Origin of the sequence: Streptomyces sp. NPDC032198 (assembly GCF_040636975.1) — a bacterium.
In the GTDB taxonomy this organism is placed as follows: domain Bacteria; phylum Actinomycetota; class Actinomycetes; order Streptomycetales; family Streptomycetaceae; genus Streptomyces.
The window spans coordinates 1,095,296-1,107,347 of record NZ_JBEZVL010000001.1 but is presented as its reverse complement, the minus strand read 5'-3'; the positions used below and the strand labels follow the sequence as shown (position 1 = coordinate 1,107,347).

The window sequence follows — 12,052 nt, the reverse complement described above, 5'->3', positions numbered from 1 at the left end:
AGACGGGACGTATCAGGGCGTCACGGAGCCAGGAGCAGGCTGTTCACGCGCTGCCTGGCGGCCTCGTAACGCTTCGCCACGTCCTGCCAGTTGACGACCTGCCACATGGCCTCGATGAAGTCGACCTTCTGGTTCTTGTACTGCAGGTAGAAGGCGTGCTCCCAGGCGTCGAAGACCAGGATCGGCGTGGAGCCCTGGCCGACGTTGCCCTGGTGGTCGTAGACCTGCTCGACGATGAGGCGGTTGCTGAGCGGCTCGTAGGCGAGCACGCCCCAGCCCGAACCCTGCGTGGTCGCCGAGGCCTTGGTCAGCTGGGCCTTGAACTTGGCGAAGGAGCCGAAGGACTCGGTGATCGCGTCCGCGAGGTCACCGACACCGTCCGCGGCCAGCGGCTCACCGCCACCGCCGTCCTTCGGGCTGTTCATGTTGTGCCAGTAGATGCTGTGCAGGATGTGGCCGGAGAGGTGGAAGGCCAGGTTCTTCTCCAGGCCGTTGATGGCGCCCCAGGTCTCCTTGTCGCGCGCCTCCTCCAGCTGCTCAAGGGTGTCGTTCGCGCCCTTCACGTACGCCGCGTGGTGCTTGTCGTGGTGCAGCTCGACGATCTGGGGATTGATGACCGGCTCGAGCGCCGCGTAGTCGTACGGAAGTTCAGGAAGCGTGTAAATGGCCATGTCCGAGCCCTCCGACTGCTGCTCTGCTGTAGTGCAACGCTTATTGCAACGTATATGCAAGTGCAGGTTAGCAGCAGGAGTCGGCCGGAGTTGATCAGCCCTTCGTCCTAGGACCGGAGGCCGGGAGAACGCGAGAGGGCCCCGAGTCGGTCGACTCGGGGCCCTCTTGAAGGTCGAACAGGGGGCGCGGCGGCTACTGGACCGCGGCCTTCTTCTCCACCTTCTCCGCCGTCTTCTGGCGGATGAAGCCGATCACCGCGAGCACCAGCGTCAGCGTGCCCGTGGCCAGGAGCTGCTTGCGGGTGTCCGGCTGGTCCGTCATCAGGTAGAAGATGTACGCCATCGCGGCCAGGGCGATCCACGTCAGGAACGGGTACGCCCACATCTTCACGACCAGCTTCTCCGGTTCCTCGCGCTCCGTCCTGCGGCGCAGGATCAGCTGCGAGACGGCGATGAAGATCCAGACGACCAGGATCATCGCGCCGATCATGTTCAGGAGCCAGGGGAAGACGTCGTCGGGGCGCCAGTAGCTGAGCAGCACGCAGACGAAGCCGAAGACCGAGGAGGCGAGGACCGCGAGGCGGGGGACGCCGCTGTAGACGCGGCCGAGCACCTTGGGGCCCTGGCCGCGTGCGATCAGGGAGTACGACATGCGCGACGCGCCGTAGATATTGGCGTTCATCGCGGAGAGCAGGGCGATCAGGACGATGACGTTCATGATCTGGCCTGCGCCGGGGATGCCCAGGTGGTCGAGGGTGGCGACGTACGGGCCCTTCGCCACGACCTCCTTGTTGTCCCAGGGGAGCAGCGTGACGACGACGAGCATCGAGCCCACGTAGAAGAGGGCGATGCGCCACATCGCCGTGCGCACGGCCTTGGTGACGCTCTGGACCGGGTTCTCGGACTCCGCCGCCGCGATCGTGACGGTCTCCAGACCGCCGTACGCGAAGACGGACGCCAGGAGGCCGATGATCAGGCCGTCCGTGCCGTTCGGCATGAATCCACCCTCACCGGTGAGGTTGGCGGTGCCGGGAGCGGAGACGTCCGAGCCGGGCAGGATGCCGAGGATCGCCAGGACGCCGATGCCCAGGAAGAGCGCGATCGCGCCGACCTTGAGGGCGGCGAACCAGAACTCGAACTCGCCGAAGTTCTTCACGGCCGTCAGGTTGGCCCCGCAGAACACCAGCATGAAGAGGGCGACCCAGGCCCACTCGGGGCTGTCGGGGAACCAGCCCACCATGATCTTCGCGGCGCCGATGCCTTCCAGGCCGACCGCGACGCAGAGCAGGAACCAGAAGCCCCAGCCCGCGGTGAAGCCCGCCCACGGGCCGATCGCGCGCTCGGCGTGCACCGAGAAGGAGCCGGACGCCGGGTTCGCCGCCGACATCTCACCGAGCATGCGCATCACGAGCATCACGAGCGCGCCCGATATCGCGTAGGCGAGGACGATCGAAGGGCCGGCCGCGGCGATGCCCGCTCCGGAGCCCACGAAGAGGCCCGCTCCGATGACGCCACCGAGGGCGATCATGGAGAGATGCCGCTGCTTGAGGCCGTGGACGAGCGGCGAATCGACCTTGGGGGCCGCGTCGGGTGATGCGTCGGGTGATGCGCCCTGGGGGGAGGACGTCCGAGACATGGGCGTGCCCTGTTCAGTAGCTGAGACGGGGGAGCGAGCGGCCCACAGTCTGAAGTCCGGCACCGCTGACAGGGAACACCTGACCGCTATACGGACACGACGCTCACACGTTGTGAAGAAGTGGGCACGACATGTTCACGCCCGTTTCATCTGCCCCTGGCGCCTCTCGCGCCACTCCCGCAGCCCCGCGACCAGAAGGACCAGGCCCGTCGCGCCCGCCGACCACAGCAACTGCGGCCGTGCCCCGTCGTCGGTCAGCATCAGGCCGAGCACGGCCGCCATCGCCGCGAGCGCCGCCCACGTCAGGTACGGGAACGCCCACATCCGCAGGACGAGCCGCTCCGGCGCCTCACGCTCGATGCGCCGCCGCAGCCGCAGCTGCGAGACCGCGATCAGGGCCCACACGAACAGCAGCACCGCGCCGACCGCGTTGAGCATGTAGAGGAAGACGGAGTCGGGCCACTTCAGATTGAGCACGACGGACACGAAGCCGAAGGCCACCGACGCGAGGACCGCCCGGCGCGGGACCCCGCCGCCCGACACCTTCAACAGGGCCTTCGGGGCCTCGCCGCGCTCGGCCAGCGAGAAGACCATCCGGGACGAGCCGTAGAGGTTGGCGTTCAGCGCCGAGAGCAGCGCCACGAACACCACGATGTTCATGATCGTGCCGGCGGACGGCACCCCGATCGAATCGAGGACCGTCACATACGGACTGACGCCTGCCTGCTCCGCCGTCCACGGAAGCACCGTCACGATGACGAGCATCGAGCCGACGTAGAAGAAGAGGATGCGGTAGACGGCGCTGCGCACGGCGCGGGCGACCGAGCGCACCGGGTCGTCGGACTCGGCGGCGGCGATCGTCACGACCTCCAGGCCGCCGAAGGCGAAGACCACGGCGAGCACGCCGGACGTCACGCCCTCCCAGCCGTGGGGCAGGAACCCGCCGTGCCCGGTGAGGTTGGTGAGGCCCACGGGATCGCCGGAAGAATCAGACGCAGCCGGGAGCACCCCGAAGATCGCGAGAAGGCCGAGCACCAGGAACGCGACGATCGCGCAGACCTTCAGTGTGGCGAACCAGAACTCGAACTCGCCGAAGTTCTTCACGGCGGCGAGGTTGGCCGCCGTGAACACCAGCATGAAGATCAGCACCCAGGCCCACTGCGGGACGCCCGGCGCCCAGCCGTTGGCGATCTGCGCGGCGCCGGTCGCCTCCACGGCGAGCACGACGACCAGCAGGAACCAGTACAGCCATCCGACGCTGAACCCGGCCCAGCGGCCGAGTGCCCGCTCGGCGTGCACGGAGAAGGACCCGGAGGCGGGCATCGCGGCCGACATCTCGCCGAGCATCCGCATCACGCACATCGCGAGCGCACCGGCGATGAGGTACGAGACGACGATGCCGGGCCCCGCGACGGCGATCCCGGCCCCGGAGCCGACGAAGAGCCCGGCCCCGATGACGCCGCCGAGGCCGAGCATGGTCAGATGCCGCTGCTTGAGGCCGCCGCCGAGGGGTTCGGGCGCGACGGACACACGATCCCCGTCCTGTGGTGCCGGTGCGGCGGGGGGTGCGTCGTGCATGGTGCTCAGGCTGCTCTCAGGATCACTAAGGCTTGGCGGGAACCTACAGTGTCGCCGGGCCGCGGCCCCCCGCGCAAAACGGGCCCACATCGCCGCTCACCTCAGTGACGAGCGTCACGCCCCCCGCGGGGGTACACCCCGCGCTTTGTACAGAGCCCACCACAACTGCACCCGGCGCCTTGTCACCCGTCGCCGGTGATCCCCGCCCCCGCCTGAGATAGCGTCGCGGAGTCCCATCTGCCCGTCCCACACCCCGCGGAGTCCCGATGAGCATCGCCGCCGTCTCTTCCCGTCCCGGCCAGGTCCTCGCGGACCTGCTCCCCGCGTCCCGCGCGAAGGACGCGGCCTTCGTCCTCGGCGGCGCCGCCCTCACCGGCATAGCGGCCCAGATCGCCGTGCCCGTCCCGGGCTCCCCCGTACCGGTGACGGGCCAGACCTTCGCCGCGCTCCTCGTCGGCACCGCGCTCGGCGCCCGCCGCGGCTTCCTCTCCCTCGCCGTGTACGCGCTCGTCGGCATGGCGGGCATGCCCTGGTTCGCCCAGGCGGGCTCCGGCGTCGCCGCGCCGTCCCTCGGCTACGTCCTCGGCATGCTGCTCGCCGCCACCGTGGTCGGCGCCCTCGCCCGCCGCGGCGGCGACCGTTCGGTCCTGCGCACCGCGGGCACGATGGTGCTCGGGTCCGCGATCATCTACGCGGTCGGCGTCCCCTACCTCGCCGCCGCGACCGGCATGTCCCTGACCCAGGCCGTCGCCGCCGGACTGACGCCCTTCCTGATCGGCGACGCCCTCAAGGCCGCGCTCGCGATGGGCGCGCTGCCCACGGCGTGGAAGCTCCTCGACCGCTGAGCGTTCACCGCTGAGCGTTCAACTGACGCCGTAGTTCCGCCTGAAGAGGTTCGCCGGGTCGTACGTGGCCTTCAGCCCGGCGAGCCTCTTGCGCGTCTCCGCGTCGTACAGCCCCTCACCGCGGTCCCCGGCGCCGAAGGCGAAGTTGAGCAGCCGCCCCTCGCCCGCGAGCAGCCCGAACGCCCGCGCCTGCACGGCCCGCACCGCGTCGACATCCGTGCCGTCCAGCGGCGAGAGCACCCGCACCAGCCACCCCGCGTCCCGGTAGGGCACGGCGTTCTCCATGGGCCCCGCGTACTTCGCGAGCGCCCCGCCCAGCTGGTTGATCTGTACGACGTGCATCGAATCGGCGGCCGGACCGGTCAGCGCGAGGAGCTCGCCCGCCGCCGCGACGTCCAGCTCGCGCACCACCACGCTGTCCCCGTAGTAGGAGTGCGGGAAATCCGGGTCGCTGTGAATGATGTGGCTGTCGGTGTACGGCATCTCCCGCACCGAGTCCGACACCACGGGCCCGATCTCCCGCAGCGGCGCCACGAGCCGCTCGCCCTTCTCCTCCGGCCCGGTGTACGCGACCCGCACCGTCACGAGGTACCGGCCCCGCAGATGGGGCGGCAGCTGCGGGATGTCCGGATAGACCAGCGCCGCCACCGACGAGGTCAGCCCGTCCGGCACGGTCCGCGTCCACGCCTCGTAAGCCCGGAGCACGGCCCCCGGATCGACCTCGCGCCCGTCGAACTCGATCGCCCCGCCGTACAACCGCGCCACCGGCACCAGGCCGATCTCCAGGGCCGTCACCACCCCCAGGTTCGCGCCCCCGCCGAGCAGCCCCCAGAAGAGCTCCGGCTCGCTCTGCGCCGTGACGTGCCGCAGGGTGCCGTCCGCCGTGACGACGTCGAGCCACCGGACGTGGTCGGCCGCGTAACCGAACTCCCGCGCCAGGATGCCGAGTCCGCCGCCAAGGGTGTACGAGACGGCGCCCACGCCGGGCGCCGAACCGTTCAGGGGCGCGAGCCCGTGCGCTGCCGCGGCCTCGACGACCTGGCCCCAGCGGACACCCGCGCCGACGGTGACCGTACGCGCGTCGGCATCGATCCGGACGGAGTCCATCCGCCGGGTGCTGATCAGTACGCCGCCCTCCGACGACCCCGGGAGCCCGTGCCCGGTGGCCTGGACCCCGACGGGCAGTTCCGCGTCCGCGGCGTACGAGACGGCGGCGACGACGTCATCGGGGCCGCCGGCCGCGAACACGATCGCGGGCCGCTGCCCGAAGCCGGTCTGGAACCCGGCGATCTCCTCGTCGTACCCGTCGTCGCCGGGCCGGAACACGAGTCGCTGAGCGGTGAAGTCCACGGTGATCCTCCAAGGTGCGCTGTCTGACGTGACAGAGCTTCCCCGGAAAACCTGACATCCGCCGTCAAGTTTTCCGGCCCTTCGGGAACCGCGCGAACTGTGCTGTCATGAAAGGGGACTCGGGGGTGAGCGCCCATGCCGGAGCTTTCAGTGGTCGCGGGCCGCTACCGCCTGCTCGATGTGGTCGGGCAGGGCGGCATGGGGCGCGTGTGGCGCGCCGCCGACGAGCTCCTCGACCGCCGCGTCGCGGTCAAGGAGATGCGGATCGACATGGCGGACGGCCCGGACGCCGAGAACGCCCGCGTCCGCAGGGAACGCGCGCTGCGCGAGGCGCGGGCCAGCGCGCGGATCGACCACCCCGGTGTCGTACGCGTCCACGACGTGGTCGAGGAGGACGGCCGGCTGTGGATCGTCATGGAGCTCGTCGAGGCCCGCTCGCTCGCGCGGTACATCGACGACGAGGGGCCCTTGGACGAGCGCGCGGCGGCACGCGTCGGCCTCGCTCTGCTGGCGGCGCTGCGGAAGGTGCACGAGGCGGGCGTCGTGCACCGTGACATCAAGCCGGAGAACGTACTGATCGGCGCCGGAGGTCCGGCCGGCCGGGTCGTCCTCACCGATTTCGGCATCGCAGCGCTCCAGGACACCGGGCGCCTCACGCAGACGGGACTGCTGGTGGGCTCGCCCGAGTACATGGCGCCCGAGCGGGTCTCCGGGGCCCCGCAGGGCCCGCCGTCCGACCTCTGGTCCCTCGGCGCGACGCTCTGCACGGCGCTGCGCGGCAGCTCGCCCTTCGCCCGCGACGAGGCCCTGACCACGCTGGTTGCGGTCCTGCACGACGCGCCCGAACTGCCGCCCGAACCCAGCGGGTTGCGCCCGCTCCTGGCGGCGCTCCTGGCCAAGGACCCGGCGCGGCGGCCGGACCTGGACGAGGTGGAGGCGGCGCTGCGGGCGGTGCTCACGGCACCACCCCCGCGGCCACCGCGCAAGCCCGCGGGCGATCGGGTCAGGGCCTGGCGGCCGCACGTGCTGACCGCTCTGGTGCTGCTGGTCGCGGCCGCGTTGGCGGCCGTCATGTTCGTCACCGCGCGCGATCCGGGCGGCGCACCACCGCCCGGACCGGCGACGTCTCCACCGACGGTGGCGGGTACGTCGACCACGCCACCGTCCGGCGGCACCGGCTAGGAGCCGATGTGGGTGTCACCGGCGTCGACGGCGTCGGCGTCGATGGCCGTGGCACCCTCGACGGCGTCGCGGGGCCGCACCTTGTCGCGCACGAGCGAGAAGACGACCACGAACGCCGCCGCGAGCAGCGAGAGCAGCACCTGCTTGCGGCCGGCCTCATCGGTCAGCATGTAGATGAGCACGAACGAGATCATCGCGATCGTGACCCAGGTCAGGTACGGGAAGAGCCACATCTTCACGACGAGCTTCTCCGGCTGCTCGCGCAGGATGATCCCGCGCATCCGCAGCTGCGTGAACGCGATCATCAGCCAGACGAAGAGGGCCACCGCGCCCGACGAGTTCAGCAGGAAGTCGAAGACGGTGTCCTTCCACTGGTAGTTGAACCAGACGGCGACGAAGCCGAACACGACGGACCCGAGGATCGCCGCCTGCGGCACACCGCGGGAGTTGGTGCGTGCGAAGGCCTTCGGCGCGTCGCCCCGCTGGCCGAGCGAGAAGGCCATGCGCGACGCGGTGTAGAGACCGGAGTTGAGGCAGGAGAGCACGGCGGTCAGGACGATGACGTTCATGACCTGACCGGCGTGCGGGATGCCGATCGAGTTCAGCGCGGCGACGTACGAACCGTCCTTGACGATCGACTTGTCGTTCCACGGGAGCAGCGTGATGACGACGAAGATCGAGCCCAGGTAGAAGACGCCGATACGCCAGATGACGCTGTTCGTCGCCTTGGTGACGGCGCGCTGCGGGTCCTCGGACTCACCGGCGGCCAGCGTGACGATCTCGGAGCCCATGAACGAGAAGACGACCATGAGGACGCCCGTGAGGATGGCGCCCGCGCCCTTGGGCATGAATCCGCCCGCGTCGGTGAGGTGCGCGAATCCGGCGCCGGGGTTGTCGGAGCCGGGCAGCACGCCGAAGACGGCGAGCAGACCGATGATCACGAACCCGCCGATGGCGACGACCTTGATCCCGGCGAACCAGAACTCGAACTCGCCGTAGGAGCCGACCGAGACGAGGTTCGTCGCGGTGAGCACCACCATCACGATGAGCGCCCAGCCCCACTGCGGGACGGCCGGTATCCATCCGTTGAGGATGACGGCACCGGCGGTGGCCTCCACGGCGAGCACGACAACCCAGAAGAACCAGTACAGCCAGCCGATGGAGAAACCGGCCCAGCGGCCGAGCGCCTGGTCGGCGTAGGTGGAGAAGGAGCCGGAGGCCGGCCGTGCGGCGGCCATCTCGCCCAGCATCCGCATCACGAGGACGACCATCGTCCCGACGAGGGCGTACGAGACGAGGATGGCGGGGCCCGCAGCGGCGATGCCGGAGCTGGAACCGACGAAAAGGCCGGCGCCGATGACGCCACCGATGGCGATCATGGAGAGGTGGCGGTTCTTCAGCCCGGCCTTGAGGCCGTCGCCGGTGTCTCCAGACTGCGAATCCCCAGGATCGACGGGGTTGCGGTCTGCCTTCGCAAGGGAGGGTTGCGAGGTCATGGACGAATCCTTAAGTTCTCGGGTCACGAGCCCCCGCATTCAAACTCAGGGGTGAACGTGACGGAAGTCCCGACTCCGGATCGTTGTATTCCGGCTCATTGGCCCAGACCTGGTGACCGAGGGTGACCAAGGTCCGGCCCCCGGTCGCCGCTACCCGCTCCCCGACGTGCCACACTCGGTCGCATGCGCGTGTACCTCGGCTCGGATCATGCCGGCTACGAACTGAAGAACCACCTGGTCGAGTGGCTCAAGAGCCACGGCCACGAGCCCGTCGACTGCGGGCCCCACATCTATGACGCCCAGGACGACTACCCGCCCTTCTGTCTCCGCGCCGCGGAGAAGACGGCGGCGGACCCCGAGTCGCTCGGCATCGTGATCGGGGGCTCCGGCAACGGGGAGCAGATCGCCGCGAACAAGGTGAAGGGGGTGCGGGCCGCCCTCGCCTGGAGCGAGCAGACGGCCGCGCTCGGGCGTGAGCACAACGACGCGAACGTGGTGTCGATCGGCGGCCGGATGCACACGCGGGAAGAGGCGACGAAGTTCGTCGAGATCTTCCTGACGACGCCGTACTCGGGCGAGGCCCGCCACACCCGGCGGATCGACATGCTGTCGGCCTACGAGACCACGGGCGACCTCCCGCCCATCCCGGACGGCCACCCGCAGCAGTAGGCGTTACTCCCCTACACGATGTCCTCAAACGCCGGACGGGCTGAAAATTCAGCCCGTCCGGCGTTTGAGGACGAACTCGGCGAAGCCGGTGATTCTCCGGTGCGCCGAGGGGCAGTACTGATTGATCCGCACCCCCCTGGGAGGACCCCGTGCCGGAGGGGCACACCATTCACCGGCTGGCTGCCGACCACCGGGAACGGTTCGAGGGCCGCGGCCTTCTCCGCGTCACCAGCCCCCAGGGCAAGTTCTCCGACAGCGCGGCCCTCCTGGACGGGCAGGCGATGGACACCGCGGAGGCCCATGGCAAGCACCTCTTCCTGGGCTTCGCGGACACCGGCTGGATCCACATCCACCTCGGCCTCTTCGGCAAGGTGAACTTCGGCGGGACGGCCAAGGCGAACCCGCCCACGGACACCGTCCGCCTCCGCATCGCCACCAAGGACGCGTACGTCGACCTCCGGGGCCCCACGACCTGCGCGCTCATCACGGACGAGGAGAAGCAGGCGATACACGCCCGCCTCGGCCCGGACCCGCTGCGGACCGGCGACGACCCGGCCGCCGCGTACGCCCGTATCTCCCGCAGCCGCACCACCATCGCCGCGCTCCTCATGGACCAGAAGATCATCGCGGGCGTCGGCAACGTCTACCGTGCCGAGGTCCTCTTCCGGCACGGCATCGACCCGTACACGGCGGGCAAGGACATCAGCCCCGCCCAGTGGACGGCGATGTGGGACGACCTGGTCGCCCTGATGCGCGAGGGCGTGCGCCTGAACCGGATCGACACCGTCAGGCCCGAGCACACACCGGAGGCGATGGGCCGCCCGCCGCGCGTGGACGACCACGGCGGCGAGGTGTACGTGTACCGCAGGGCCACCATGCCCTGCCACATCTGTGGCGGCGAGATCCGCACCGCCGATCTCGCCGCCCGCAACCTCTTCTGGTGCCCCGGCTGCCAGCGAACGGCGTCCTGAGCCCGACGGGCGGCTCGCATAAGATCACCGCTTGACTGAAATGGTCAGTGCAACGTCAGTTCAACGGGGGTCTCATGTTCCACACCAACTGGATAGACGGGCCGATCGGCATCGCGGTCGGCGTACTCTTCGTCGCCGTCTTCCTGCTCCCGTCCCTCATCGCCTTCAACCGGGGTGTGGAGCTCCGCTGGGTGATCCTCCTCATCAACCTCGTCTTCGGCGCCTCGATCATCGGCTGGCTGATCGCCCTGTACCTGGCCACCCGCGAGGTCAAGGCCCCGCTGCCGAAGACCACCTGAGGCCTCCGGTCGCAACCGGCTAGAAGCCGTGCGGCAGCCACGGCGCGACGTCCGAGCCGAACGCCGTCGTCGCCTCGGCCAGCGCGCCCGGCCGCAGCTCCCGCACCCGGCCCGCCGCCGCGAGTGACGCCAGGGACACACCGCCGAGGTAGGCCGAACCCAAGTCCCGTACGGACAGGGCGAGATCGGCGTCGTCGTCGGTGCGCTCGCAGGTCGCGTCCTTCAGATCGCCCGTGAGTCGCCAACGGCCCGCGTTCCAGGGGCAGAAGGCGTCCTCGACGTCCAACACCAGGTTCACCGGCGTCCGGTAGGTGCGTGCCGCCAGGGCGGCCCCCACATCCACCAGCCGTACGTGCAGCGAGTCCCGCACCTGGAGCCGGCAGCGCCGCACGTCCGAGACGAGCTGGAAGACCGCGTCGTCCGTCGGGCGGCTGTGCGCCTCGACCGTCGACGTCAGGTCGATGCCGAAGAGGAACCGCCACAGCGCCGCGCAGGACGCCGGGTCGTCGGCCTCCAGATCGCGCAGCCGGACCGTGCCCGAGGGGCCCGCGACGTCCCAGTCGGGCTTCACCTGGTAGCGCGCGTACCCGACGATCTCGCCGTCGCGCTCGGCGACCACGCACTGCAGTGGCGACGATCCCTGGCGCTCGCTCTCCGGATCGAGCAGCCCGAGCCGCTCCCAGCCGGGCTGCCTGGCCAGCATTCCCGGCCGCTCGCTCACCCGCCGCGCGTACACCGCCTCGCATGCCTCGTGGACGTCGGCGGGCTTGGCGTACCGAAGACGTACGTCATCCGTACCGGCCGGCACCGACAGGCTCACGCGTGCCGTGTCGATCTCGGCCTTCGTCGCGAACGTCGCCGCGCCGTACCCGAACCGTCCGTAGATGACCGGCTCGGAGGCGGTGAGCACGGCCAGGGACTCACCCTTCGCGCGTACGTCGTCGAGCTGGCGCCGCATCATCGACGTCAGGATGCCCCGCCGCCGGTGCGTCGCCGCGACGCTGACCATCGTCACACCGGCCGCGTCCACCAGGGAGCCGCCCGGCACGGAGAGGCGGAAGCTGAACGCTCCCGTCGTCCCGACGCAGGTCGTGCCCTCCCAGGTGCCGAAGAAGCGGTCGAACTCGGTCAGCGCGTTCCAGAGCTCGTGCTCCTCCTTCGCCTCGGCGACGCCGCCGAAGGCGAGCTCCAGGGTCCCGTAGTACTCGTCCCAGTCTTCCTGGCACAACTCCCGCATTTCCGTCGTCATATGCCATGCCTACCAGGGTGAAGCGGACGGAGCGACAGGATTTACGCGAGCTGACAGCATGCCCCTGTCGGGGGACAACAGGCACCTCCCGTGCGAAGTGCCTGGC

General features: G+C 70.0%; 11 protein-coding genes. 5 read left to right on the top strand and 6 right to left on the bottom strand.

The window, feature by feature from the left end; genetic code table 11:
- Positions 1 to 20: 20 nt before the first annotated feature.
- The 3 genes from AB0E78_RS04995 to AB0E78_RS04985 all read right to left on the bottom strand — a co-directional run bounded on the left by AB0E78_RS04995 (position 21) and on the right by AB0E78_RS04985 (position 3,783).
- Positions 21 to 671, bottom strand: coding sequence for a superoxide dismutase (locus tag AB0E78_RS04995; RefSeq protein ID WP_361828337.1), 651 nt, complete (start codon positions 669 to 671; stop codon positions 21 to 23).
- A 193-nt stretch (positions 672 to 864) separates the two neighbouring features.
- Positions 865 to 2,307, bottom strand: a complete 1,443-nt coding sequence (locus AB0E78_RS04990; RefSeq protein WP_361828335.1) for an amino acid permease — start codon at positions 2,305 to 2,307, stop codon at positions 865 to 867.
- 135 nt (positions 2,308 to 2,442) lie between these two features.
- Entirely contained in the window at positions 2,443 to 3,783 is a 1,341-nt protein-coding gene (locus AB0E78_RS04985) for an amino acid permease (protein WP_361828571.1), read from the bottom strand.
- Between the two features lie 368 nt (positions 3,784 to 4,151).
- On the opposite strand from AB0E78_RS04985, the gene AB0E78_RS04980 reads away from it, so the two are divergent.
- A complete protein-coding gene (locus tag AB0E78_RS04980; protein WP_361828333.1) occupies positions 4,152 to 4,730 on the top strand; it encodes a biotin transporter BioY in 579 nt (192 codons plus the stop codon).
- An 18-nt stretch (positions 4,731 to 4,748) separates the two neighbouring features.
- Here AB0E78_RS04980 and AB0E78_RS04975 read toward each other — a convergent pair whose 3' ends face one another.
- A complete protein-coding gene (locus AB0E78_RS04975; RefSeq protein WP_361828330.1) occupies positions 4,749 to 6,080 on the bottom strand; it encodes an FAD-binding oxidoreductase in 1,332 nt (443 codons plus the stop codon).
- A 135-nt stretch (positions 6,081 to 6,215) separates the two neighbouring features.
- Here AB0E78_RS04975 and AB0E78_RS04970 point away from each other — a divergent pair, with 135 nt between their 5' ends.
- Positions 6,216 to 7,262 carry a serine/threonine-protein kinase gene (locus AB0E78_RS04970; protein ID WP_361828327.1) on the top strand — a complete coding sequence of 349 codons (1,047 nt, stop codon included), beginning with the start codon at positions 6,216 to 6,218 and terminating at the stop codon, positions 7,260 to 7,262.
- On the opposite strand, the gene AB0E78_RS04965 is transcribed toward AB0E78_RS04970, so the two are convergent.
- Positions 7,259 to 8,758 (bottom strand): amino acid permease, encoded by a 1,500-nt coding sequence (locus AB0E78_RS04965; RefSeq protein WP_361828325.1) that lies wholly within the window; start codon positions 8,756 to 8,758, stop codon positions 7,259 to 7,261. The two genes, AB0E78_RS04970 and AB0E78_RS04965, sit on opposite strands and share 4 nt — an antisense overlap.
- A gap of 183 nt (positions 8,759 to 8,941) precedes the next feature.
- Here AB0E78_RS04965 and AB0E78_RS04960 point away from each other — a divergent pair, with 183 nt between their 5' ends.
- From AB0E78_RS04960 to AB0E78_RS04950, 3 genes are all read left to right on the top strand, one after another.
- Entirely contained in the window at positions 8,942 to 9,427 is a 486-nt protein-coding gene (locus AB0E78_RS04960; protein ID WP_361828322.1) for a ribose-5-phosphate isomerase, read from the top strand.
- 149 nt (positions 9,428 to 9,576) lie between these two features.
- Positions 9,577 to 10,398, top strand: coding sequence for a DNA-formamidopyrimidine glycosylase family protein (locus tag AB0E78_RS04955; RefSeq protein ID WP_361828319.1), 822 nt, complete (start codon positions 9,577 to 9,579; stop codon positions 10,396 to 10,398).
- Positions 10,399 to 10,472: 74 nt separating this feature from the next.
- Positions 10,473 to 10,697 carry a superinfection immunity protein gene (locus AB0E78_RS04950; RefSeq protein WP_361828316.1) on the top strand — a complete coding sequence of 75 codons (225 nt, stop codon included), beginning with the start codon at positions 10,473 to 10,475 and terminating at the stop codon, positions 10,695 to 10,697.
- Positions 10,698 to 10,716: 19 nt separating this feature from the next.
- Here AB0E78_RS04950 and AB0E78_RS04945 read toward each other — a convergent pair whose 3' ends face one another.
- Complete coding sequence (locus AB0E78_RS04945; RefSeq protein ID WP_361828314.1) at positions 10,717 to 11,946, bottom strand: GNAT family N-acetyltransferase; 1,230 nt, start codon at positions 11,944 to 11,946, stop codon at positions 10,717 to 10,719.
- Between the last annotated feature and the right edge of the window lie 106 nt (positions 11,947 to 12,052).

What these genes read in the sequence shown, in the direction of transcription:
- AB0E78_RS04965 (WP_361828325.1), bottom strand. Translation starts at nt 8,758, where the DNA reads ATGACCTCGCAACCCTCCCTTGCGAAGGCAGACCGCAACCCCGTCGAT.
- AB0E78_RS04990 (WP_361828335.1), bottom strand. Translation starts at nt 2,307, where the DNA reads ATGTCTCGGACGTCCTCCCCCCAGGGCGCATCACCCGACGCATCACCC.
- AB0E78_RS04980 (WP_361828333.1), top strand. Translation starts at nt 4,152, where the DNA reads ATGAGCATCGCCGCCGTCTCTTCCCGTCCCGGCCAGGTCCTCGCGGAC.
- AB0E78_RS04950 (WP_361828316.1), top strand. Translation starts at nt 10,473, where the DNA reads ATGTTCCACACCAACTGGATAGACGGGCCGATCGGCATCGCGGTCGGC.
- AB0E78_RS04995 (WP_361828337.1), bottom strand. Translation starts at nt 671, where the DNA reads ATGGCCATTTACACGCTTCCTGAACTTCCGTACGACTACGCGGCGCTC.
- AB0E78_RS04970 (WP_361828327.1), top strand. Translation starts at nt 6,216, where the DNA reads ATGCCGGAGCTTTCAGTGGTCGCGGGCCGCTACCGCCTGCTCGATGTG.
- AB0E78_RS04945 (WP_361828314.1), bottom strand. Translation starts at nt 11,946, where the DNA reads ATGACGACGGAAATGCGGGAGTTGTGCCAGGAAGACTGGGACGAGTAC.
- AB0E78_RS04960 (WP_361828322.1), top strand. Translation starts at nt 8,942, where the DNA reads ATGCGCGTGTACCTCGGCTCGGATCATGCCGGCTACGAACTGAAGAAC.
- AB0E78_RS04985 (WP_361828571.1), bottom strand. Translation starts at nt 3,783, where the DNA reads ATGCTCGGCCTCGGCGGCGTCATCGGGGCCGGGCTCTTCGTCGGCTCC.